Origin of the sequence: Acinetobacter sp. ESBL14, assembly GCF_036668815.1 — a bacterium.
Classification (GTDB): domain Bacteria; phylum Pseudomonadota; class Gammaproteobacteria; order Pseudomonadales; family Moraxellaceae; genus Acinetobacter; species Acinetobacter gyllenbergii.
This window is the reverse complement of sequence record NZ_JAZEVS010000001.1, coordinates 294062-318100: the sequence shown is the minus strand read 5'-3', so window position 1 is coordinate 318100 and position 24039 is coordinate 294062. Positions and strand designations below refer to the sequence as shown.

Annotated in this window: 19 protein-coding genes and 1 other RNA gene; 6 read left to right on the top strand and 14 right to left on the bottom strand. The window is 43.5% G+C overall.

Annotated elements, in window-relative coordinates:
• Window positions 1–16: 16 nt before the first annotated feature.
• From ssrA to V6E90_RS01570, 4 genes are all read right to left on the bottom strand, one after another.
• Window positions 17–375: a transfer-messenger RNA gene (gene ssrA / locus V6E90_RS01585) on the bottom strand.
• A gap of 160 nt (window positions 376–535) precedes the next feature.
• The gene (ggt, locus tag V6E90_RS01580) at window positions 536–2530 is read right to left on the bottom strand and encodes a gamma-glutamyltransferase (protein WP_016541930.1); all 1995 of its coding nucleotides are present in this window, start codon (window positions 2528–2530) and stop codon (window positions 536–538) included.
• Between the two features lie 308 nt (window positions 2531–2838).
• Window positions 2839–4365: a DHA2 family efflux MFS transporter permease subunit gene (locus V6E90_RS01575; protein WP_023270597.1), complete on the bottom strand. Its 1527-nt coding sequence runs from the start codon at window positions 4363–4365 to the stop codon at window positions 2839–2841.
• A 6-nt stretch (window positions 4366–4371) separates the two neighbouring features.
• A complete protein-coding gene (locus V6E90_RS01570; protein ID WP_262757466.1) occupies window positions 4372–5520 on the bottom strand; it encodes an HlyD family efflux transporter periplasmic adaptor subunit in 1149 nt (382 codons plus the stop codon).
• A gap of 474 nt (window positions 5521–5994) precedes the next feature.
• Between V6E90_RS01570 and V6E90_RS01565 the strand changes: the two genes are divergently transcribed.
• Window positions 5995–6981, top strand: a complete 987-nt coding sequence (locus tag V6E90_RS01565; protein WP_016541933.1) for an AraC family transcriptional regulator — start codon at window positions 5995–5997, stop codon at window positions 6979–6981.
• A 48-nt stretch (window positions 6982–7029) separates the two neighbouring features.
• On the opposite strand, the gene V6E90_RS01560 is transcribed toward V6E90_RS01565, so the two are convergent.
• The 6 genes from V6E90_RS01560 to V6E90_RS01535 form a co-directional block, all read right to left on the bottom strand.
• Window positions 7030–8364 carry an MFS transporter gene (locus V6E90_RS01560; RefSeq protein WP_332604301.1) on the bottom strand — a complete coding sequence of 445 codons (1335 nt, stop codon included), beginning with the start codon at window positions 8362–8364 and terminating at the stop codon, window positions 7030–7032.
• Window positions 8365–8545: 181 nt separating this feature from the next.
• Entirely contained in the window at window positions 8546–9595 is a 1050-nt protein-coding gene (antC, locus tag V6E90_RS01555) for an anthranilate 1,2-dioxygenase electron transfer component AntC (protein ID WP_332605058.1), read from the bottom strand.
• 6 nt (window positions 9596–9601) lie between these two features.
• A complete protein-coding gene (gene antB, locus V6E90_RS01550) occupies window positions 9602–10093 on the bottom strand; it encodes an anthranilate 1,2-dioxygenase small subunit (RefSeq protein WP_332604300.1) in 492 nt (163 codons plus the stop codon).
• A gap of 3 nt (window positions 10094–10096) precedes the next feature.
• Entirely contained in the window at window positions 10097–11512 is a 1416-nt protein-coding gene (gene antA / locus V6E90_RS01545) for an anthranilate 1,2-dioxygenase large subunit (RefSeq protein WP_332604299.1), read from the bottom strand.
• 201 nt (window positions 11513–11713) lie between these two features.
• The gene (locus V6E90_RS01540) at window positions 11714–12511 is read right to left on the bottom strand and encodes a class I SAM-dependent methyltransferase (RefSeq protein ID WP_332604298.1); all 798 of its coding nucleotides are present in this window, start codon (window positions 12509–12511) and stop codon (window positions 11714–11716) included.
• A 126-nt stretch (window positions 12512–12637) separates the two neighbouring features.
• Window positions 12638–13135 carry a thioesterase family protein gene (locus V6E90_RS01535; protein WP_016541939.1) on the bottom strand — a complete coding sequence of 166 codons (498 nt, stop codon included), beginning with the start codon at window positions 13133–13135 and terminating at the stop codon, window positions 12638–12640.
• Between the two features lie 170 nt (window positions 13136–13305).
• On the opposite strand from V6E90_RS01535, the gene hemB reads away from it, so the two are divergent.
• Together hemB and thiO are read left to right on the top strand one after the other, a co-directional pair.
• Window positions 13306–14319, top strand: a complete 1014-nt coding sequence (gene hemB / locus V6E90_RS01530; protein ID WP_332604297.1) for a porphobilinogen synthase — start codon at window positions 13306–13308, stop codon at window positions 14317–14319.
• A gap of 59 nt (window positions 14320–14378) precedes the next feature.
• Window positions 14379–15500 carry a glycine oxidase ThiO gene (gene thiO, locus V6E90_RS01525; RefSeq protein ID WP_332604296.1) on the top strand — a complete coding sequence of 374 codons (1122 nt, stop codon included), beginning with the start codon at window positions 14379–14381 and terminating at the stop codon, window positions 15498–15500.
• Here the strand turns inward: thiO and V6E90_RS01520 are convergent.
• The 3 genes from V6E90_RS01520 to V6E90_RS01510 all read right to left on the bottom strand — a co-directional run bounded on the left by V6E90_RS01520 (window position 15486) and on the right by V6E90_RS01510 (window position 17663).
• Complete coding sequence (locus tag V6E90_RS01520) at window positions 15486–16391, bottom strand: TIGR01777 family oxidoreductase (protein ID WP_332604295.1); 906 nt, start codon at window positions 16389–16391, stop codon at window positions 15486–15488. The genes thiO and V6E90_RS01520 overlap by 15 nt on opposite strands.
• An 86-nt stretch (window positions 16392–16477) precedes the next feature.
• Window positions 16478–16924, bottom strand: a complete 447-nt coding sequence (locus V6E90_RS01515) for an ABZJ_00895 family protein (RefSeq protein ID WP_332604294.1) — start codon at window positions 16922–16924, stop codon at window positions 16478–16480.
• Between the two features lie 289 nt (window positions 16925–17213).
• A complete protein-coding gene (locus tag V6E90_RS01510) occupies window positions 17214–17663 on the bottom strand; it encodes a GNAT family N-acetyltransferase (RefSeq protein ID WP_332604293.1) in 450 nt (149 codons plus the stop codon).
• 157 nt (window positions 17664–17820) lie between these two features.
• On the opposite strand from V6E90_RS01510, the gene V6E90_RS01505 reads away from it, so the two are divergent.
• Entirely contained in the window at window positions 17821–18198 is a 378-nt protein-coding gene (locus tag V6E90_RS01505; protein WP_332604292.1) for a VOC family protein, read from the top strand.
• A 29-nt stretch (window positions 18199–18227) separates the two neighbouring features.
• Here V6E90_RS01505 and V6E90_RS01500 read toward each other — a convergent pair whose 3' ends face one another.
• Window positions 18228–19010 (bottom strand): crotonase/enoyl-CoA hydratase family protein, encoded by a 783-nt coding sequence (locus V6E90_RS01500; protein WP_332604291.1) that lies wholly within the window; start codon window positions 19008–19010, stop codon window positions 18228–18230.
• A gap of 164 nt (window positions 19011–19174) precedes the next feature.
• On the opposite strand from V6E90_RS01500, the gene V6E90_RS01495 reads away from it, so the two are divergent.
• Together V6E90_RS01495 and V6E90_RS01490 are read left to right on the top strand one after the other, a co-directional pair.
• Window positions 19175–20425 (top strand): exonuclease SbcCD subunit D, encoded by a 1251-nt coding sequence (locus V6E90_RS01495; protein ID WP_332604290.1) that lies wholly within the window; start codon window positions 19175–19177, stop codon window positions 20423–20425.
• 9 nt (window positions 20426–20434) lie between these two features.
• The gene (locus V6E90_RS01490; protein WP_332604289.1) at window positions 20435–24031 is read left to right on the top strand and encodes an AAA family ATPase; all 3597 of its coding nucleotides are present in this window, start codon (window positions 20435–20437) and stop codon (window positions 24029–24031) included.
• Window positions 24032–24039: the final 8 nt, after the last annotated feature.

The window sequence follows — 24039 nt, the reverse complement described above, 5'->3', positions numbered from 1 at the left end:
ATCTCGAATAATATTTTGGTGGAGATGGCGGGAGTTGAACCCGCGTCCGCCAGCACTACGCTCGAGAATACTACATGCTTAGATATCGTCTACTATTTTAACTCTTTGTGACCCGACGAACAGGGTACAAATCGCGATCCTCTAAATTTAGTACAAAGCCCCGAGGCTTGGCTTTATACGGACTTGTGTGCGTGCGCTTCAGTCGGGTTCACTGACCACAAGTATTCAGTGAAGCGGACAAGCTGCCCTTAGGCAGCTAGAGCGTATGATTCGTCGTTTGCGACTAAAAAATGCAAATTTGATTTACGAGAGGAAATGCGCTCTCGGCATGCATCTATGAGTTTCATTACCAGCGTCGAAGCCAGAAACATCCCCAAAGTACAGCGCAATCATAGCATAGATGACTAGAATTTAAATGCTAATTTCTAAGCATCGAGCAAAATATGCACTTATAAACCTATATTGTTGCGAAACTTGCGTTTTCAAGGACTCTTTTTAGAAAGAGCTGCCACTAGGACAGCTTCTAAATTTGAGCTTATAATGCACCATTACCTAACACAATGCCCTCACGGCGTGGGTCGACTCCACCAGCATATTTGCTTTGCTTATCAATTTTGACTTTCATAATCGTGGCAATACCACTGGTTTGTGCTGTATTGGAAATGCCATGGCCTTTGGCTTTTAAGCCATCAATCAATTCAAGCAAGGATAATTGGTCATTTGAGCTATCAATATTGGTGTTTGGGCTATTGGTTGCGCCGAAGTTCACCAACGATGTCGCCTGCTGTGCATTCAGGTTCCAGTCCAATGCCCCAACCAAGGTTTTGACCACATATTGAATAATGGTTCCGCCACCCGGTGAACCTGTAGCCATATAAAACTCATCAGCTGTGGTGCCTTTAAATACTAAAGTGGGCGCCATAGTACTGCGTGGACGTTTACCACCTTCGACCCGATTCGCCAACAAAGCACCTGTTTGATCGACAGGGTTGGCACTGAAGTCGGTTAGCTGATTGGATAACAAGAAGCCATCCACCATATGGAATGACCCCATACTGGATTCAACCGTCGATGTCATCGAAACCACATTCCCATAGGCATCGACGATAGTAAACTGAGTGGTGCCATGCTCTACTGTCGTATCAACACCTGAATTTGAGTCGAATTGACCTGCTTGCGCAACGCCCATACTTTGGTTCGGATTAATCAGTGCAGCACGTTGTTTTAAATAGTTTTTATCAATCAGACTAGTAATACCTTTTGCTGGTAATGGCACAAAATCAGTATCTGCAACATATTTGTCACGGTCTGCATAGGCCAAGCGTTCCGTTTCAGAAACCAAATGCACGCCCATAACATCAGGGATCCCACCCTCATTTTCTGGATTTTGGGGTGGATATTTACTCATATCAAAATTTTCTAAAATGCCCAGCGTTTGTGCAACTGCAATTCCACCTGATGATGGTGGTGGCATGGTACAGACATAGTAACGATCACGGTAAGTGCTACAGATTGGCGTTCGCTTTTTAACTTGATAATTAGATAAGTCCTGTAAAGTCATCAAGCTTGGGGTAATCGGTGTACGGGCGGCATCATCTCCGATTGTTTGTCCAGCCTTTGCCACGATATTCTCTGCCATCGCCCCACTGTACATGGCTTTCGCACCTTGACTTGCCAGTGCTTCCAGCGTTTTGGCATAGGCTTTATTGGTCATGGTTTCACCGACTTTACGAGGCGTACCATCTGGGTAGAAATAAGTCGCTACCGCATTGGCATCCAGTGCCAAATGGTCGGCATTACTTGCAATAGCATCGGCCAGACGCCCCGGAATGCGAAAACCATGATCGGCCAGATCAATGGCTTGATTAAAAAGCTGATCCCATTTCAGTTTGCCATGTTCCTGTTGTGCCTGTTCCAATAAACGCATTACCCCAGGTACTCCAATCGAACGTCCACTACGGCGAGTACTTGGCACTGGTGCAGGAGATGCTGGATCATGTATGTCCTGTCGGATCAGATAGTATTCATTGGCCGCAGCAGGTGCAGTCTCTCGCCCATCATAGGCAGTGACAGTTTTACTTTTCGCATCGTAATACATCATAAAGCCGCTACCTGCGATGGTACTGGACTGCGGTTCTACTAAACCCAAAACTGCTTGAACAGCAACTGCAGCATCCACCGCACTTCCACCTGCTTTTAAAATTTCGCAGCCTGCCTTTACTGCCAACGGCGTATTCGCGACCACCATATATTTATCAGCATATTTCACCGTATTATTTAATCGATAACCAGATGCACCTTCGGGTGCTGCTGGATCACCATTCTGATTGGAACCTACCACCACACTAGAGCCATCCTGTGCCAATTTGCTGCAACTGCTAGGGTCTTGATCAATGATCAGATTGGAATTTGAAGGCTGATCTGTATTTGAATCTTTGCTTGCTTGATCTGATGAGGTGTCATTTCCGCATCCCTGTAATATACCAACAGCCAATAAGCTGCTGAAAAAAAATGAATATCTATGATTCACGTGATAACTCCATTATATATACCTGCCTATCCATGCAATTTTCATGCTAGTTTATTTGTTTTCAGGTATAGAGGTTTTAATCTTTGATAAAAATAAACTTTTAATAATATTCAATGATTCTAGTCTTTATCTGATATGCCCAGTAATATCCTTCCTTGTCATTACAATATAATCCTTATCACTTTCAACTGGATTCTGGCATACTTTCTTTAGAAAAAAATAGGCAAAATCTATCAATTTCAGTTTAAACAGTATTTTTATACATAAAAAAAGCATCTCCTAAGAGATGCTTTTTTTCTTCAAAATATCTAGTGCGTTGGCATACCACCCGTATTGCCTTTCGGCTTTGGACTCATCCAGATCAAAGCACTGGCAAACACAAATACAATCGCCAACAGCATAAATACATGATTGGCAGACATGGTAATCGCCTCTTTGTCCACCAAATTGGCAATCGTGGCGAGTGTCGCATCAGAGGAGAATCCATTCTGCAATAAGGTATTTTGTACTTCTTGCGGATGTAAGTTATTCACCATTTCACTGCGCGCCACTTTGGCATGATCATCCCAGATCGTCACAGCAATTGAAGCCCCAATCGCCCCTGCCATGGTTCTCAAGAAGTTCATCAAACCAGCAGCCGATGCCATTTCCTGAGGCAAGACTGAGCCCATTGCAATATTTGACAGTGGGATGAAGAAGAATGGCACTGCAAAGCCCTGCAAGATTTGTGGCCATGCCAAAGACATAAAGTCGGCATCAGTCACCCAAAAAGCTCGCATCAAAGTTACAACACCGAGCAAGGCTAAACCAAAACTCGCCAAGGCACGCGGGTCATATTTGGTTGACAACTTGGCCACAATTGGCGACATGGTCAGACTGCCAAAGCCCATGGTGGCGGTGAGATAGCCAGCCCAAGTAGCGGTATAACCCAAATTGATCTGCAGCCACTGTGGGATTAGCACGATACTGCCAAAAAAGGAACCAAAGCCAAAGGCCAATGCCAATACAGACACGGCGAAGCCCCGATGTCGGAACACATACAGATTGACCACGGGATGCTTCTCGGTCAGCTCCCAAATCATAAACACGATAAAGCCAACCACTGCGATCAAAGCCAGCATGATAATACTGCTGCTATTAAACCAATCACGTTCATGCCCGAGATCGAGCATCAATTGCAGAGCGCCAATCCAGAGTACTAGCAGGCCTAGACCAATCGCATCAATTCGCAGTTTTTCAGTCTTGGTTTCAGCCACAGACAATAAACGTATCGCGGCTAAAACACAGAAGATCCCGACAGGAATATTGATAAAGAAAATCCAATGCCAAGAGAGATTGTCACTGATTAAGCCACCAAGGATTGGCCCTAAAATTGGCCCAATGACTGTAGTCATCGCCCAGAGACCCATCGCCTGTGCATGTTTTTCAGGTGGGAAAATCCGCATCAATAAGGTTTGGCTGAGTGGCATGAGTGGACCACCACAGAGACCTTGTCCGATACGGAAAAACACCAGCATTTCCAATGAAGTCGCCAAACCACACAGGAATGAAAAAATGGTAAAGCCAATCAACCCGAACACAAATACACGAACCGTACCAAAGCGCCCTGCGAGCCAACCCGTTAACGGTACACAAATCGCTTCTGCAACAGCATAGGAGGTAATCACCCATGTGCCTTGGGAACTGGAAACTGCAAGATTTCCAGTAATATGTGGGACTGAGACATTGGCAATGGTGGTATCTAGGACCACCATAAAATTTGATAGGGCGATAACAAATGCTGCTAGCAGTAAGCGCCCGCCACTGAGTTCTGCAAATGGATTTTGCGTTTTCATGGCTGATTACTTCGATGCAAGATCAATATCTGCTTGCATCGACAAACCAACGCGCAATGGATGCTCTGCAAGTTCTTTTGGATCAAGGCTGATACGTACAGGTAAACGCTGGACCACTTTAATCCAGTTACCTGTGGCATTTTGTGCAGGAATCAAGGCAAATGCCGCTCCTGTACCGCCAGAAAAACCTTGTACAACGCCGTGATACACCACGTCATCGCCATACAAATCAGAGCGTAAAGTCACTTGCTGTCCGGCTTTGACTTTCGCCAATTGACTTTCTTTGTAGTTGGCATCGACATACAGTGCAGAGACAGGTACCACCGACATCATTACTGTACCCGGCGCAACCCGTTGTCCAATCTGGATATTACGGCGTGCGATGACACCATCAACAGGTGCACGAATCACCGTCCGTTCTAAATCCAATGCCGCTTGCTCCACATGCGCTTTTGCAACTAAAACATCAGGTGTAGAGGCTTCATTGAAACCTTGAATTAAAGCTTCATTGGCAGCATAAGTACTTTCAGCCGCTTTACGACTTGAGGTCGCTTGTGCCAAGCCTGCTTGAGCCAAATCCAGACTGGCTTTTGCCGTTGAAACCGCACTTTGTGCCTTGCTTAATTCTTCTTTAGAAATTGCACCCGATGCAGCCAGTTCATTACGACGATTCAACTCCAGTGCAGCACGATCATAATCGGCTTGTGCCTTGGTCACTTGCGCCTGCGCACTGGTGATTTCATCATTACGCACCACCACTTGTGAGTTTAATGAGCTGCTATTGGCTTGGCTTTGTTTATATTGGCGTTGTGCTTTAGCAAGTTCTGCCTGCGCCTGTGCCAATTGAATCTTGGCATCACGTTCATCAATACGCACCAACACATCGCCTTGTTTGACCTGTTGGGTCTCTTTAACCAATACCTCAGCCACCTGCCCACTGACCATTGAGGTGATTTGTGCAGTTTCTGCACCCACATAAGCATTGTCTGTACTAACCGAATGATTAAAGAATAACGCCCAAATGCCATACAGAATTGCAGCGAGAATGAGAATGAGTGCGAAAAATCCAAGGAATTTTTTACGTTTTGCTTTCATTGCATCATCTGATGCCGAATCTGAAGCAGCATCCTGCTGGTTGGCTTGAGCGTCAGTCATAAGTTATTCCTGAAAATTAAAGAGATTTTTAACTTTTGGTTTAATCAGCCGATCAGTTTAATTTTGAAAACTTAACTGAATGTTAAAAAAACCCAAAATGAAAAATAAGAACAAAAACCATTTCGCATTTTAACGATAAAAAATCATATGACGAGATTAAAAAAAATAACTGATGCGTTCAATTCTTATAAATTGATATTTTAATGATAATAAGAAACTTAAAGTTTGGGTTCTAAGCATGTGATCTTCGTCGTCTCCTCAGACACCACAATGCTTAACATACCTATAAAGCATGAAGATATATGTGGAATAGGCTTGTGTATTTGGCTGGATTTGTTCTAATGAACTCAGGTGGAATATTGATTTTTGCACATCAATTCATTTTTCCACGCGAGAAAAACGCGGTCATTTATGGATCAGAATGGCATTTTTCTTGCTGCTAAAACAACAAACACTTCGCTAGGTGAAAGGACGATGACATCACTCAGCCAAAATATGGATCTTATCCATCATTCCCATCAGGCCGACTTTGCTCAAGATCTGATGTCAATGATCTGTGGTGAACACCGCTTGGATACCCTATGTCGAGAAACACTCGATTTTCATTATGACGGGATTCGTTTACCGCATAAAAAAATGGCAATCGGGACCATCAGCTATGGAGCCAATGTCGCCATCAATATTGCCAACCTAAAAGCCTATAGCATCAGCCTGCCCTTTCACGGCAAACAAACGCTCAGTATCCGTGGCGCAAAATACCAATCCGATGCACAAACTGGTTTGATTGTCTCCAATCAGGACTTACAGGATTTGGTCATCAATCAGGACTGTCAAAAATTTCAGGTGGTCATTCCTGAAAATAGCTTGCAACTGGTGCTGTCCGAACTTCTCAATCAACCAATTGAAGAAGCCATCGTATTTAACCCTGAAATTTCCTTGTCGATGACTGGCTTGATGCAAGCATGGTGGCACAATATTGAAAATTTCTTGCAGTTAAAATCGCATTATGCTGACTTCTCAGGCCTACCCATGTTTTCCGAGGACTATGAAAATTTTGTGATAAAAGCCCTGCTACTGTCTCAGGAGAATAATTATTCTGCGGCGCTACATGAACGCTGCAACCGAGCTGAGCCTGCCTATCTGCGTAAAGTAAAAAACTTTATCATTCAGCATGCCCATGAAGCCCTCAATGCTGAAAGCTTACACACGTTGGCAGGTGTGTCTAAATCCAAACTCTATGAAGAATTTCAGCAGCATTATGGCCTGAGTCCAATGGCCTATCTACGTAAATATCGCCTACAGCAAATCTATAAAATATTGAGCAATGCCGCTAAGCATCAAAAAATTTCCATCTCTAAACTGGCTTATGATTGGGGCTTTAACCACCTCAGCCGTTTTGCTCAGGAATATAAGGATGAATTTGGGGAAAAACCAAGTGAAACCCGAAATAAACATGAGTGAACACTCTTAAATATAAAAAAGCCCAGTCAACATACTGGGCTTTTTCCATTAACTGGTGCTTAACACTGGATTGGCTTTATTGTTCTGACGCATGGCTTTTAAACTCAAAGCAATAAAAGCAATCAAGGTCGGCAAAGCCAACAGATAGAAAATTCCGCCAAGACTGATCTCATAAGTAAAAATATAAGAACCGAAGAATGCCCCAAAGATGGCGCCGACGCGACCAATACCATGCATCCATGACACGCCTACCGCACGACACTGCGATGGATAAAATAAAGCGGCCAAAGGCAATAGAGACGATTGCGCCCCTGTCAGCAATGCCCCGATCAGGAAAATACTGATGCCAAGCAATAAGATACTGGAACTAACGAAGCCCGCAACGATAAACATGATAAATGCAGTCAGGTAAGCATATTTAATCACCAGAGTTGGATTCAGTTTATCCATATACCAGCCCATGATAATGGCCCCGATCACCCCACCAAAAGGGAATATTGCAGCAATTAAACTAAACTGTTGTGTGCTAAAGCCTGCGGTTTTTAAAATAGTCGGCATCCAGCTGGTTAGCAAATAGAACACCAACAGGCTCATAAAACAGCACAGCCATAACATCACTGAACCCCATAGATATTTGCCCAAAACTGTTTTGACGGGACTTTCACTACGATCCACATCGATATGCGCTAGCTCAATTTTGACTGTATCAGCAAAAGCATGACCTTGAATCTTTGCCAGAATCTGTTGCGCTTTGGCTTGCTGCTCTCGTTTGATCAGATAAGGCACTGATTCAGGTAATTTCAGTAATAAAGCCACCACGAGGAACAACGGAATAATGCCACCTAAAATCACCACTTTGGCCCAACCCAGATTTTCCAGTAAATAAGCAGACAACAGACCGCCACAGGAAATCCCCAACATAAATCCACAACCCGCCAAACCAGTCAGAAAGGCTTTACGTTTCGCAGGCATAAATTCTGAAACAATCGTACTGATATTTGGCATCGCCGCACCCAAACCCACGCCGGTAATAAAGCGGTAAATCATCAAGTCCTGCGTGGAAGAAGCAAAACCACATAAGATGGTAAATATGGAAAATAATAAAGTGGTGAACACGATCACCCCTTTACGCCCAAACCGATCTGCCAATGGTCCTGAAATAATTGCACCGATCGACATCCCCACCAGCGCTGCACTGAGTACGGGTGCCAATTCAGGTTTACTGATGCCCCAATCATCCAGTAAGGCAGGTGCGATAAAACCAATAATTCCAGTATCTAAACCATCACAAAAAAACACCAAGAAACCTAGTGCAAAGACCAGCCATTGTAGTGGCGATAAGCGGTCACGATTGATTACGGTATTAACATCAACTGTCTTCATCTTTATTCCCTTAAAAGCAAATTCTGTTAAAACTTCTGTTGGTTGGATCAATTAAATATGTGCAGTCAATCTCTCCTTCAGAGTCGTCTGATTGCATACATCCGATATTTCTAATGTTGAGGATGATGTTTTTGATGAATGAAAAAAGGGATGGTCATTACGATGTTCCACCCCTTTTCGATTAAGCATCGAGTGCAATACGTGCACTGTTGCTTTGTAAAAACTTCTCGCTATAGAGACGGTAATTACTTAATGCTTGCTCATCCAGCCAGCATTTGACCGCTTCGATCATCGGCGGTGGCCCGCATAAATACATATCAAAAGCTTGTTCCGCGAGTTGCTCCCGATTTAAGTGCTGATGGATATAACCTGTTTTGCCTGTCCACGTCTCTGAAGATTGGGTGACGATAGGTTGATAGTTAAAATGCGGCATCCGTTCTGCATAGGCCTGTAACCGCGATTGCTCGCATAAGTCGGCTGCCTGATTGACCCCGTAATACAACTGAATTGCGGGTGCATCGACTTGCTCGGCAATATTGTCCAGCATACCTAAAAAAGCAGATAGACCTGTGCCGCCTGCAATAAACACTAGCGGTCGCTCTACTTCACGTAAATAGAAACTGCCCAAAGGTGCTTCCATCATGATGGTTTGCCCCACTTGGCAACGTTCACGTAAATAATTACTCATGATCCCATCAGGCAATAAGCGAATTAAAAATTGCAGTTGATTGTCTGGATTGGGTCGATTGGCAAAGGAATAAGAACGCCAATCTTCTGTCTCAGGGATTTGCAAACGGGCATATTGACCGGGTAGAAACTCAAGTTGCTTGGCAGATGAACTGGCATCGACATGCAGGATGGCGGTGCTCTCTGACACCAGTTCAAGCTTGGTCACTTTGCTGGCAATTTTCAGTGTCTCACCAGCGTTGCAGATTTCAGAACTATGATCAAAATAAAAGGCCGCATTGGATTTGACCCGCGTTTGGCAAGCCAGCATTTTACGCTCAGCCAAATCACGCTCACTCAACGCATCTTCATCGACATATTCCTGTTCATAAATACCAGTTTCGCATTGGCCCTGACAGGTTCCGCACACGCCCTCACGACAATCCAAGGGTAAATTGATGCCTTGACGAATTGCTGCATTCAACAGTAACTCATCCTCTTGAACTGAAATAAAAAAGGTTTTCCCATCGGCAAAATTAAGTGCAACTGAATGTCCCATCATGATGCTCCCTTAAACATGATAAAAATCTAAGACCGAATCAATTTTGTCATTCAGCAAAATCGTGTGCTGACGGCGAATACGGAATCCTTCTGCAGTAGGTCTTAACAGATAAGTGGCATGTCCATAGAAACAACCTTCCAGACCTTGACGGTTATATAAAGTGCTCCAACCGACTTTGGCTTCAATCAAACCCTCTGGCAGGGTTTTGACCTGTACATTTTGAATGCTGTGCTGCGTGCGGGGTAAGGGCGTGGCTGATGCCGCTTTGCCGGTACGGATACGAAACACACGATCTTCCAGACCTGAGCGATCAGCATAATAGACATAAGACAGGCCCTGATTCGGATCTTCGACATAACGATGGTCATCAATCCATTGCGGAATGTGATATTCACTATCTTCATCATACAATTCCAGATAGGCATCCCAATCATAACGGTCGCATAGCTCTGATTTCTGATAAAGGAATTGTGAAACAGCAAAATGTAATTCAGCAGTCATGGCTTAGACCTCCTCTGTCACAGTATCTAACTGGTAGGTGATATCCTGCATTTTTAAGGCTTTCCGATTTAAGCCATCCAACATTAAACGTTGCCATTGACCATGCTGATTGACATAGAGGCCTTCATGCGTCAGTTCACAGCCCGTGATCACAGGTTGAATCCCCAAATCCTGTGCATTTTGCGTCAGCTCATAACACCATTTATGCTGTCCGCGGGAAATATCACTCCACCGCTCCAAACGTGCTTGGAAGCCTTTTTGCTGTTCACGGAACTCCACCAAATCATCAGGCGTACCTAAGCCAGAGACATTGAAAAAGTCTTCAAACTGGCGAATGCGGTTACGACGTGCCTCGGTCGACTCGCCTTTTACTGCCAGACATTGGCTAATCACTTCAGTTTTATTCCACGCCACAGGACGGACAATACGCAGTTGAGAACTGATCTGATCCATAAAGAACAAGCTTGGATAGAGGTTTAGGTTTCTGAGGCGATGCATCGCCCATTCAGCACGCTTAGCACCATATTTTTCCAGCAGATAAGGCATCACCGTGTCATAGCCAGGACGCACCGCGGGATTTGGCATCTCACTGAATAGAACACTGTGACCGTTTTTAAAACTGAACCAGCCATCATCGGTTTGGTTATCACCTGCACCTAATTTACTGTAATCCAAGGTATCCAGATCATCGCCTTTGGCTGCATTAACCTGTTGGCGATGTTGTACGGTTGAGACATAGTTATAGTGCACGGTACTGACGTGATAGCCATCCAGACCATTTTCATTTTGCAGCTTCCAGTTTCCTGCAAAGGTATAAGCAGACTTGCCTTGCAGGACTTCCAACTCACCAGTTGGCGACTGTTCCACCATTAAATCGAGGAATACTTTGGCATCCCCCAAAAAGTCTTCAAGGGTGTCTGTTGCTTGTGTGTCCAGACTGACAAAAACAAAGCCACGATAACTGGCAATGCGTCCTTGTTTGAGACCACGACTGGATTTATCAAAATCTTCACAATATTCCGCAGGCGCTTTGACCTTGACCAGACGACCATCTGATTTATAGCACCACGCATGGAACGGACAGGTAAAGGTAGATTGATTGCCTTTGGCCACACGGGTTAAGGTCGCACCACGATGTTCACAGGCATTGACCATGGCATGTAATTGACCTTGACCATCACGGCTAATAATCAGCGGTTGGCGTCCAATCTGAACCGTTAAAAAATCATGATTGTTGCGAATTTCACTTTCGTGACAGGCGTAGATCCAGACTTTTTCAAAGATCAATTCCATTTCCAAATCGAAAAGCTCAGCCTCTGTGAACATCTCGCGTGCAATACGGAATACGCCATCGTTCGGGCGAAAATCCAAACATCCTGTGATGAAATCTTGCCATTCTGCAATATTACGTGGAGCCATTTTCATCTCCTCCAATCCATAAAAACCTTTTCATGATTGAAGCCTGATTTATGGCCCAGCTCTATCCACTTTTTCCAGATCTCTATCCAGTGTGTGAATTATTTTTAGATCGTTTTATAGAAAGATGATGCAGCCAATTGAGGTAGAAATATTCGCACCCCAACCCGACTCATCGAATCATACTTTAGGGAAGATAGGCCGCTAATTTTTAATCGCCCGTGTTGCCAAAAAGGTTGGCATGAATTGATCCACTAAAAAACGTGGTTGTGGTTGATCATCTTCATAAAAGCTTTGAATAAGAAAACCTGCGGCCAGTTGCCCCTGAATTAAATCTGTTAGGCTATGTCCAAACACCACCGCCTCACCTGCTTGCAGCTTAGCATTGAGTGCCTCTGCACTCAGATCCTGAAGATCGGAATAAGGTAATCTATAAATCGGGTGAATCAGCCCCTGTTTGGCATATTGAGGATTGCGATCTGCTATAAAAACCACAGGATTATAAAAACTGGCGATCAAAACCCCTTGCGGTTTCAGTACCCGATAGCATTCCCGCCATACTGCTTCAACATCGGCAACATACAGGTTTGAAATCGGTTGAATGATCAAATCAAATTCAGCATCCTGAAATGCCTGCAAATCACACATATCTCCCTGAACGGTCTTGAGCTGAAGTCCTTCCCGTTCAGCAACCATTCGGTCTTGCTGCAATTGTTGATCAGAAAGATCAAAGACCGTGACATTCGCGCCCGCAGCCGCCAACACAGGTGCTTGTTGACCACCTGCAGAGGCTAAGCACAGGATGTTTTTTCCGACAATATCACCGAGCCATGCTTTGGATAATGGTCTTGGCGTGATATGTAGCTCCCAATCACCATGACGAGCTGCGCGAATCAGTTCATGACTGACAGGACGTGACCAAGCTTGCTGCTCTCTCGCCTGCTGATCCCAAGCTGCACGATTATGGCTGAGAAAATCGAAATGATGGATTGGCTTTGCCACAATGAAGCTCCCTTTTCTGACGCTTAAATCGTTCAAGATAGAAATACGATATCAACACGAAAAAAGGAAGCGGTGTTCAGGACAGAAGCTGCTGCCTAATAGACAGTTGAGCTTGTGCCATCTAAATTAATAGGCATAAGACGCAATTGCGGTTGCAATCGCTTTCTCTTCATCATTGACCATGGTCATACGCATGGTGCATCCTTTACGACCTAGACGTAAGGTTTCCGCACGGGCAATAAAGAATTTTCCCCGCCCAGGTGCCAGATAATCGACCCGCATATCCACCGTCGCTAAACGCGATACTTTTTTGATAGTATCAGGTAAATCTTCTGGGGTAGCACGGCGATAAAGCTGCTCCATCGCAACCACCCCACCAATACTGTCCAGAATCGTGGCAGCAACGCCACCATGTAAAATCTGAAATGCCACATTCCCCACCAGTTCTGGCTGCATCTCAACATAGGCTTCAATTTGATCATCGACCACTCGCATGACCATGCCACTGTAGTTAAAAAATGGACAGGCATTGAATGCCTTGCACAGCTGTTTCAACACCACTTGGTGGTCTGCCTTGGCACCTAGCTGAATATTCCCAGTCCAGTTTCTCTTTACATCATTCATACGCGGCCTACACTCAATGGAAAGAATAACTTTCCATTATTTTGCACAAATCTAAAAATATGGGGCTACAATAGCGGGGTTCTGTAATTGGGCAACAGCGCTAAGCTCTCCCTAGCGTGACTTAATACCTCAATTATTCCTATAGTGTAATACTGAACATCGAGATTGTTATGACTTATACGTTCAATCGTCCAGCTTTTCCTGCGACTCGCATGCGCCGTATCCGTAAAAATGACCAACTTCGTGCCATGGTCAGCGAAACTCATTTAACGGCAGATCACTTGATTTATCCAGTGTTTGTACTACCAGGACAACAACAAACCCAAGACATTCCAAGCATGCCCAATGTGCAACGTTTGTCGGCTGATTTATTACTAAAAAAAGCAGAAACCTTGCTTGAACTCGGGGTTTCAAAACTTGCCTTATTCCCTGTCACCCCACAACAAGATAAAAGCTTAACCGCAGAAGCTGCTTGGGACGACAATGGCTTGGTTCAAACGACCTGTCGCCTACTTAAAAAAGAATTGCCAGAAATGGTTCTGATTACCGATGGTGCATTGGACCCTTATACCACACATGGTCAAGACGGTATTATTGATGATACGGGTTATGTACTGAATGATGAAACCGTTGAATGCTTAGTGAAACAAGCACTCAGTCATGCTGCCGCTGGTGCCGATGTAATTGCACCAAGTGACATGATGGATGGTCGTATCGGTGCGATTCGTCAAGCATTAGAGCAAAACGATTTTATCTACACCAACATCATGGCCTATTCAGCCAAATATGCCTCAAGCTTCTACGGACCTTTCCGTGATGCGGTGGGTTCTGCCAGTAACCTGAAAGGTGGCAATAAATACAATTACCAGATGGATATTGGCAACCGTGCTGAAGCCCTGCATGAAATTGCGCTGGATCTGCAAGAAGGTGCGGATATGGTGATTGTTAAACCAGGTATGCCTTATCTGGATGTAGTTCGTGAAGTTAAAGATACCTTCGGTGTCCCAACCTTTATCTATCAAGTGAGTGGTGAATACGCCATGCTTGCAGGTGCGATTCAAAACGGTTGGCTCTCTGATAGCGTGATTCTAGAATCATTGATGTGTTGCCGTCGTGCAGGTGCAGATGGGATCTGGACCTATTTTGCAGAAGATGCAGCACGTAAATTAAAAGAGATGAAATAAAATCTCCCCTAACCCCTCTTTGATAAAGAGGGGAATCTTTAACTTGGCTTAACTTTATTATGCATATTGCCATCATTGGTGCGGGTATTAGTGGCTTAATGTCAGCATTGGAACTTGCTGAACAAGGCTGCTCTGTCGATATTTTTGACCAACAGCTTGCAGGTCAAGCTGCCTCATGGGCGGGTGGAGGTATTCTCTCACCCATGTATCCTTGGCGTTATGCGCCCGAAGTCAATCAGCTGGCCCAATATGGCAAGGCACTCTACCAAACATGGAATGAAAAACTGCTGCCTGTTACGGGTATTGATTTTCAAATCCACGATACGGGCATGCTGATTTTTGATCAGGACGATTTTGAAGTTGGCTTGAATTATGCTACTCGCTACCAAGAACCGATGCAGCAATGCGAACTGCTCAATCGCCCCAAACTCGAAAAGATTAATCCCTATATTTCCCAGAAATTCCAACAAGCCATCTATTTCCCACAACTCTCGAATGTTCGTAATCCACGTTTATTACAATCATTAATTTGCTACTTAAAACAACACCCTGCAGTACGTTTTTTTGAACACTGCCCTGTTGAAAAATTAATGATTCAAAATAAAAAAGTTCTAGGGATTGAAACCGAAGATGGTCAGAAATTTAGCGCAGATTATGTCGTGATTACATCTGGGGCATGGAGCCAGCAATGGCAGCAACAAATCCAACGTAATATCCCCGTGCATCCTGTACAAGGACAAATGCTGTTATTTAAGACCCCTAAAAACTGGCTACCGACCATGTGTATGAATCAGGTAATGTATCTAATTCCACGTCAAGATGGTCACATCGTCTGTGGTTCCAGTATGGCAGAGACTGGTTTTAGCACTGCCGTAGATGAACATACTCAACAGGATATTCTCACTGCCTGTTTAGAGATGGTGCCTGAATTAGCGCAATTTCCAATTGTAAAACGCTGGGCAGGTTTACGTCCAAGTTCTCCACAGGGCATTCCCTATATCGGCGCAATGCCTGAACTGGAAAATCTTTGGACCAATTTTGGACATTTCCGCAATGGTCTATGCATGGGCGCTGGTTCAGCACGTCTGCTGCGTCAGCTGATATTAGGGCAAGAGACACTGGTTGATCCGAATGCTTATTCACCGCTGCGCTTAAAGCGACAGGATTTAATTTCTTGCTAAAATTGCAGTTAATGCCACATTTAAATCTGGATATTGAAATTGAAAACCCTGTTCCAGCAAGGCCTTGGGCGCCACATATTGGCCATTTAAAATAAGCTGCGCTTGCTCGCCAAGCATCGATATAAATACACACTTAGGCATTCGCATAAAAGGTTTGCGCTTTAAAATGTGGGCAGCCGTTTGAGCAAATTGTTGTTGATTGATTTGTTCAGGTGCGACAAGGTTATACACCTTTTGACTGTGATTGGATTGCAATAGAAAAACCATAGCATTTAGTACATCTTGGATATGAATCCACACCACAGGTTGTTGTCCCGAACCAATTTTTGCAACCGCATTCAATCGAATCGGTAACAGCATTTGTGGCAAAATCCCGCCCTGCCCAAAAACCACACCCAAACGAATGATTTTGGTATTTTGTTGGCTAAATTTTAAAGCGGTTTGCTCCCACTTCTGGCAAAGTTCAGACATAAAAATCGCTTGCGGTGCTGTATTTTCATCACAAACAAGCTTCCATTGTTCTTGTGGATCAATACCGTAATAACCAATCGCAGAACCAGAAATAATACATTTCGGAAAAATTTTCCGTTGTTCCAACCATTGATACAGTTGCTCTGTCACCTCAACACGGCTATGTATTAATTGCTGTTTACGTTGTTCCGTCCAGCGTTTTGCACCAATATTTTCACCCGCCAGATTAATCACATAATCAATCTGTTGCGTTTCAATTTGATCAAGATCATTCACCCAACGTAGGTCTGAATGCTGAGAAACTAAATTCGGCTGTCGGGTCAGTGCAATGATTTGAAATTGTCGTTCCAATAAAAAAGGCAACAAATGAGAACCAATAAAGCCACTTGCGCCTGTGATTAAAACTGTCTGTTTTTGCATCCCACTCTCATCCCGCTTGATATTGATCCAGCTCCATATCTCAGTCTTAGCAGAATAAAAGTAGATTACAAGTGAACTTTATTCGACTAGCTAAACATTTTATTGGCCATTCTTTGTGCTTGCGGCCCATAGAACCAATAGGTAATTAAGAAGAGCGGCACGGCGATCACAAACCACATTGCTAAAATACTAAGCAGAAATGCAGGTTGTTTTAGATATAACAAGAAGTTTTGCCAAACTTCGGGATCTTTACGTGCAAAAATAAACAGCCCTAACAATAAGCCACAGACATTGTATCCCCAAAAGATCAGACTAAATCCAATGCTTAAATGTTTCCTTTCCTGTGGCGTCGGTGCACGGCGTTGTTGCTTGAGAAATTTGAATAAAATAACAATGATCGCAATTAAATAAGGAACCGCAGTCAACACGCCACCAATACTATTGGGTAAAATAGCGGCCAGTACACCTGCCAACAATGTTGCAGTAAAACAAATTATAAAAAACCAGAGATAGTACAAACGCAATGAAATCATAAAGATAAACCTAATTAGACTGGCTTTAGAAAATAATTATAAATTTTTTTCACTTTTTTTTCATTTTTATGTCAACCAATCCTCAACCAGTGTCGTTATATAAGGTATAAGGTCGCAGCAACCGATTGGACATTGCACGGCATCCGCGATGTTTTCGGTGACCTTTCATTATGACTCTCCATCTTTAACAATGGTTGTGTTAGCAGCCAGAACCATTGAAAAAGATTTTGACCGACGATTTATCATCACTCGAATCGTCGGTTTTTATTTGCCTGCAATTTGGGGTTGATCAGGTATTGGCTACATACATTTTCATCAGTCCACCCTCATCTTCTGTCACCGTGGTTAAAAATGTCCAGCCACACTTTTCGTAAAAATCATCTAGGTCAGTCACCAGATAAAGCTTTTCAAAGCCTAATGTTTTCATTTCTACTCGGGCAAAATCCAGCAGCTGTTTGGCGATATTTCGCTTTCGGTAAGCCTCGTCTACAAATAAGGCACATAGGTTTGGACTGAGATCTTTGCGCTCATGGAAGTCATTATCGATCACCCCAGTGCCAGCAATAATGTGCTGTTGTTCATTCAGAATCACATACCATTGCGGAATTCCTTCTGGCTGTTCAATCGAGCTTTGTATACTGTCTCGATAGGCCTCAACAGGAATCTCCCATTTATCTGAAAACCAGATTGCAGCCTGTTCTCGCAATTCAGGATGATTCGCTAATTTAATAATCTTCATCAATGCAGGATTAACCTCTTATACTTTACTCAAATGTATTCAATGCGATTTTATGATCAAACCGCAAAATGCGCACCTGCTTACATAAATCTCTCATCTTCCAATTCCATATCTCTTTAGAATAATCCTAAGACTATAAAAATTAAGGGCAGATTGAATGAACAACATTATTTATTTTGAAATTCAGTCATCAGATCCACAACGTGACATTCACTTTTATCAATCCGTATTTGGCTGGCAATTTGAAAAAGTAGAAGGCCTACCGATTGAATATCATCGTATCGCAACCACTGGAATTCATGGCGGTTTATTACAGCGTCCTGTAGCAACCCCAGCAACAGGATGTGGAACCAATGCCTTTACCTGTAGTATAGAGGTGGCAAATTTCGATGAAACGGCAGCTAAAATTTTAAGTTTAGGTGGGATTATCGCCATGGAAAAATTTGCGATACCGAACCGCTGCTGGCAAGGCTATTTCATCGACCTCGATCATAATACCTTTGGGATTTGTGAAATCGATGAACAGGCGCAGTAACTTGCTAAATTCAAGTTAAATTTAAATGATTACCGCCCCTTAAACTGCGGTGGACGTTTTTCCACCATGGCTCGAACGCCTTCTTGAGCATCTTCAGATACAAACAGCGGCATTAAATAATTGTTCATTTTTTCAAATGCAACTGTTTGCCCTTCCACGACTGCATCAGTTGCAGATGCCAATAAAGCTTGCACTGCCAACGGTGCGGCACTACAAATCTCTTTGGCAATTTCCAAGGCACGTTCAAGTTGCTGCCCTGACGCCACCACCTCCGAGACGAGATTCAGCTCATATGCCGTTTTGCTATTAAAAGTCTTCCCCGTCAATAAATAAGGCATGGCTTTTTGCCAACCAGCAGCTTGTACAAAGCGCACTGTTGCACCACCAAATGGCATGATGCCGCGTAATACTTCCAACTGACCAAATACTGTATTTTCGCTGGCAATCACCACATCGGCATTCAGCATTAACTCTACCCCAGCGGTATAGCAGATCCCTTGTACAGCCACCACCACCGGTTTAGTCCGATGTCGACCGCCTGTTCCCCACGGATTCACTTGATCCGCTGCAAAATTAAAAATGCCTTGTGAAATTTTAGACTGTAATTCAACCAAATCTAAACCCGCAGTAAAATGATCACCATGCGCAAATATCACAGCACAGCGTAATTCAGCATTGTTTTCATATTCGGTTAAAGCAAGGGATAAATCCTGAATCATATGACTATCAAAGGCATTACGCTTTGCGACTCGATCCAAGCCAATCAACATGATGTGATCAATAATTTCGCGGCTTACTTGACCTAAGCTCATTTTATATTCCTCATTGTTAAAATAATGGCATTGAGATCAAACTAGAGCATCGCTTAAAAATGATCAAGCGGCATCTTGTAGTGCTTTTCTGCTGAGTAAGACTCTCCCTTCCCTCTGAATACGTGCTACCTTATTCTGGTTTATTTTTATTTTTAGATTCATTTATGACTGTGCGTTTTTTTCATACGTCTGACTGGCATTTGGGGCAGTTTTTTTATAATCATTCCCGCCACTACGAACATGAACAATTTCTGGCATGGTTACTTGAGCAAATCAAAGCAAAACAACCGCATGCCTTATTGATTGCAGGCGATATTTTTGATGTGATCAACCCCAGCTCACAGGCACAAAAACAACTGTATCAATTCCTTGCCGATGCACATGAGCTTGCCCCACAGATGCAAACCTTGATGATTGCAGGCAATCACGACTCAGGTTATCGGATTGAACAAGTAGAGCCATTATTAGAAAAATACAATGCCAAAACCGTTGGTGTGATTCGTTGGAATCAAGATAAAAGCCTCGATTTAGAACGTTTAATTTTGCCGATTTATGATCAACAAAAACAGATTGTGGCGTGGTGTATTGCCCTGCCATTCTTACGATCAGCCGAAATTACAGGCTTTAATGAACACACCACCAACAGTCAAAATGCGATTGCTTATTTACACCAACAGTTAATCGAAGAAGCCAAACGCCGTAAAACTGATGATCAAGCCTTAATTCTAATGTCACATGCACATATGCAAGGTGGTGAAACTTCCGATTCAGAGCGGCCGATTATCATTGGCAATGAAGAGGCACTGTCTACAGCCCTGTTCGATGACAGCATTGATTATGTGGCGCTGGGTCATTTACATAAACCACAAAAGGTACAGCATCCACATATTCGTTATAGCGGTTCACCAATTCCACTGTCATTTAGTGAAATCAACTATAAACATCAAGTGGTTGAAGTCAGCATTGATCCTAAAAAAAATGAAGATGCGTTTAGCTTTGAAACGTTGCCAATACCCCGAAGTATTCAACTGCATAAAATTAAAGATGAACTCAGTGTAGTCATGCAACGTCTGCGCAATCTACCAAATGAACCGATCGAAAATCTGGAGCACCGTGAATATGTCGATATCGAATATCACACCACGACGCCCCCACAACCCAATTTACGACAACAATTTGAAGATGCCCTGCCCAAAGATCGTTATCGACTGGTGCGCATTTCCAGACAATATCTCTCCAATGAAAGCAATGCAGAGCGCAAGCAAAGTATTAGTTTAGAACCACCGACACCCGAAAAACTATTTCAGCAAATTTGGGAGAAAAAAGGCTATCACGCCGATGATGAAGTCACTCAAGACTTTATGAGTTTGGTCGCAGAAGCACAAAAGCAACTTGAAGATGATCAGACTGTTTAAGGACCTGCCATGAAAATTTTATCAATTCGACTGAAAAATTTGGCATCTCTGGCAGATGAGCATTTTATTGATTTTGAAACTGAGCCTTTGGCCAGTGCGGGACTGATTGCCATTGTCGGAAAAACCGGCGCAGGTAAATCCACCATTTTAGATGCCATGTGTCTGGCCTTATTTAATAAAATTCCACGCCTCAAAGAAAGTGACGGTAAGCTGTTAGATGTCGATGGTTCAGAACTGCTGACCAACTCCCCCTTAACGGTTTTACGTCGCGGCACAGGCCATGGTTTTGCCGAGCTGTGTTTTGTGGCGCAAGACCAGAAACATTACCTCGCACGTTGGGAAATTAAACGTGCCCGTGAAAATGCCAGTGGCAAACTACAAAGTGTACAACGTTCACTCAAATGTCTGACCGATGGCGTGGTGATTGCAGATAAAACCAAAGCGGTTGAAGCGCATATTCAACAAATTACCCAACTGAGTTTTGAGCAATTTACTCGTGCGGTACTGTTGGCGCAGTCCGAAGTGACCGCATTTTTAAAGGCACGCGATAATGAACGTGGTGAATTACTCGAATATCTGACCAACTCCAGTATTTTTGCCAAAATTGGACAACTGGCTTTTGAAAAGACCCGTGAAATCAGTAACCAGCGCAAGCAACTCGAAAATGTGCTCGGTCATATTGAAATTCGTTCAGATGAAGAAATTGCCGAATTACAGGCTCAATTCCAGCAGGTACAGCAACAGGTTCAGCAGTTGGAAGCCGACAAAGTTCAGCTCAATCAACAGCAACAATGGTTTGAGCAGCGACAGAAACTTCAAACTGAAATCACACTGAAACAACAACAGCATGACATTCAAATTCAAGCACATCAGGCTTTAGCAGCAGATCGCAGTCGACTCAGCCAACTCGAAACCTTTTCAGGCATTCGTCCTGTTGTGTTCCAACAGCAACAACTGGAAAAAGCACTGCAACAGCTTGAACCGCAGATTCAATACAAGCAGCAGCACTTTAGCGCTGTAAGCACCCAATTTGAGCAAGAAAAAACGGCTTATACCCAAGCTGAAACAGCCTTACAGCAATTTCAAAGCTTTGAACAAAACCATCAGCATGAACTCACTCAAGTGCGTAAATATGTACAGGAACGTGAATATATTGCTGATGAATATAAGAAAACCAAAGTCCGCTTAAACCAAAACGAAGCGCAACAGCAACCATTGCTTGAGCAACAGCAGCAATTTGAACAAAGTCGCCACAGCCTATCTATACAACAACAAAGTTGCTCTGAACAGCTGCAACAGAGCGCACAATTCTCCGCTTTAGATAAAGGCTTGAATGCACATCTGCAGCAACTCAAGCAATTTATTCAGCAATACCAAAAAGTCGAACAGAATTTAGGTTCGATTCAACAGGCTCAGTCCAAGCTTGAACAAGATCAGATCGTGTTGAATGAGCTCATTCAAAAATTTGGCACACCACAACAGATTGAAAACCAAATTGAGCAGAAACAAAAACTCAGAGAGCAACAACAGGCTCAACTAAATCAACTGGATATCATTCAACAAAAATTGCAGCATTATTTTGAACTTAAAAAAGAACGTGATGAACTAAGTCCTCAGCTCAGTAGCACACAGCTACAACACCAGCAGCTTGAACAACAACTACAAACCAGCCAAGGTGAATTCCAGTCTGCCAAAACTGAACGGGAAAAATTGCAGCAAATGTTGCAACAACAGCGCTTATTACATGCTGAAAATATTGAACATCTACGTGCTGAACTCAAACACGGCGAAGCATGTCTGGTCTGTGGCAGCACCGAACACCCCTACCGTGATGATGCCAGTCAGCTCTCTAAAGCCTTGTATGAACTTCAACAACAGCAAGAGCAACAGGCCATTCAACAAGAGCAACACTGCTTTCAACTTTGGCAAAACACACAGCAGCAATTTACCCAGATTCGTACCGAACTGACGCAATTGCAATCTGCCATGCAACAAGCGGATGATAAATTCAAAATGCAACATCAGGAGTTAGTCAAACATGCAGCACAGTTCGACGTCCCCTTAGATTTAACTCAGCCGCATGTGGAAATGGCTAAAGCTCAACAGCAATGCATCAATGAGACAACCCAGTTCAAACAGCAGATCGAACTTGAGTTACAGCAATTGCATCAGGCCAATAAAGACCACTATCACCTGAACCAAACCATTCAAAATATCCGCTATCAACTGGAAAGCGTACAGCAGTCACAACAACAGATTCAGCATATTATAGATTGCCTGAGTAGCGATGAACAAAACCTATGGCAGCAACAAACCTTAGCCTACGCACAACAGCTCGCGCAGCGTTTACAACAACGTGCCCAACGCCTTGAACAAGCTGAAACACTCAACAAACAACAAGACCAACTCGAACAGCAACTGAATTTATTAAAGTCCAATTTAGTTGGTTTACTGACTCAACATACCGAGTTTAACCAACAACTCAAAGACATCGAGATTAAAGGCAAACACAATACCGAGTCAGCACATCAATTGATTGTGGCGATGACAGGTTTAACCGAACTTAAAGCCAATGAATGGTTAAATCAGCATGATCAACAGCGTCAGCAACTCCAAAATCAATATCAGCAGATCAAGCAAGCTTTTGAACAGGCTCGTCAAAGCTTTGAACAGCAAAAAAATGAACTGCAACAGCTCAAGGCTCAACAACAGCAGCAGCAAGCTAGCCTTGCCCAATCCAAAACCGAAACTCGAGCATGGCTCAGCCAGCATCCTGAGTTTGAAGAACATCTATTCGCAGATTTACTTGCCATTCGTGCTGAGCAAGAACAGCAGATTCGAACATCACTACACAATGCAGAGCGCTCACTCAATGAAGCAGCCTCCGCACTCAAAACACTGCAACAGCAATTAGATGCTCATCAGCAACAACAGCCGCCAATTGAACAGACTCAGCTGCTTGAACACATCCATCTCAATCATGAGAACTTACAGCAGCAAGCTGAACAACGCGATCAGTTCAAACTAAAATTGGAACTCCATCAACAAAATGTTGCCAAGCAAAAACAATTTGCAGATCAAATCCAGCAGATTCAGCAACAGGAACATCGCTGGAATAAAATTTCCAGTTTGATTGGTGATTCTAAAGGTAAAGATTTCCGTGATTTGGCCCAGCAATATAATTTGGATATTCTGCTTGAATATGCCAATCAACAACTCAGTATGTTGTCACAGCGTTATACCTTAAAGCGTTTAGAGAACTCCCTCAGTCTTGCCATTATTGACCATGATATGGATGGAGAAACCCGTTCAGTGGCTTCACTGTCTGGTGGTGAGTCTTTCCTGACTGCCCTTGCGATTTCCTTGGCAATTGCCAATATGGCTTCAGGTTCTATGAAAATCGAATCACTGTTTATTGATGAAGGCTTTGGGACGCTGGATGCCTCTTCTTTACATATGGTGATGAATGCCTTAGATCAGCTGCAAAGTCAGGGTCGTAAAGTGGTGTTAATTTCACACATTCAGGAAATGCATGAGCGTATTCCTGTACAAATTCAAGTACAACCGATTGGGTCAGGTTCGAGTCGGATTGAAATTGTCGGTTAAAGCATTAT

Excerpts from the sequence above, each read along its gene's own strand:
- antB (WP_332604300.1), bottom strand. The coding sequence starts at position 10,093 with ATGACTGCTGAATTACATTTTGCTGTTTCACAATTCCTTTATCAGAAA.
- antA (WP_332604299.1), bottom strand. The coding sequence starts at position 11,512 with ATGGCTCCACGTAATATTGCAGAATGGCAAGATTTCATCACAGGATGT.
- thiO (WP_332604296.1), top strand. The coding sequence starts at position 14,379 with ATGCATATTGCCATCATTGGTGCGGGTATTAGTGGCTTAATGTCAGCA.
- V6E90_RS01575 (WP_023270597.1), bottom strand. The coding sequence starts at position 4,365 with ATGAAAACGCAAAATCCATTTGCAGAACTCAGTGGCGGGCGCTTACTG.
- V6E90_RS01560 (WP_332604301.1), bottom strand. The coding sequence starts at position 8,364 with ATGAAGACAGTTGATGTTAATACCGTAATCAATCGTGACCGCTTATCG.
- V6E90_RS01570 (WP_262757466.1), bottom strand. The coding sequence starts at position 5,520 with ATGACTGACGCTCAAGCCAACCAGCAGGATGCTGCTTCAGATTCGGCA.
- V6E90_RS01535 (WP_016541939.1), bottom strand. The coding sequence starts at position 13,135 with ATGAATGATGTAAAGAGAAACTGGACTGGGAATATTCAGCTAGGTGCC.
- V6E90_RS01505 (WP_332604292.1), top strand. The coding sequence starts at position 17,821 with ATGAACAACATTATTTATTTTGAAATTCAGTCATCAGATCCACAACGT.
- V6E90_RS01500 (WP_332604291.1), bottom strand. The coding sequence starts at position 19,010 with ATGAGCTTAGGTCAAGTAAGCCGCGAAATTATTGATCACATCATGTTG.
- V6E90_RS01565 (WP_016541933.1), top strand. The coding sequence starts at position 5,995 with ATGACATCACTCAGCCAAAATATGGATCTTATCCATCATTCCCATCAG.
- V6E90_RS01520 (WP_332604295.1), bottom strand. The coding sequence starts at position 16,391 with ATGCAAAAACAGACAGTTTTAATCACAGGCGCAAGTGGCTTTATTGGT.
- V6E90_RS01490 (WP_332604289.1), top strand. The coding sequence starts at position 20,435 with ATGAAAATTTTATCAATTCGACTGAAAAATTTGGCATCTCTGGCAGAT.
- hemB (WP_332604297.1), top strand. The coding sequence starts at position 13,306 with ATGACTTATACGTTCAATCGTCCAGCTTTTCCTGCGACTCGCATGCGC.
- V6E90_RS01495 (WP_332604290.1), top strand. The coding sequence starts at position 19,175 with ATGACTGTGCGTTTTTTTCATACGTCTGACTGGCATTTGGGGCAGTTT.
- V6E90_RS01510 (WP_332604293.1), bottom strand. The coding sequence starts at position 17,663 with ATGAAGATTATTAAATTAGCGAATCATCCTGAATTGCGAGAACAGGCT.
- V6E90_RS01515 (WP_332604294.1), bottom strand. The coding sequence starts at position 16,924 with ATGATTTCATTGCGTTTGTACTATCTCTGGTTTTTTATAATTTGTTTT.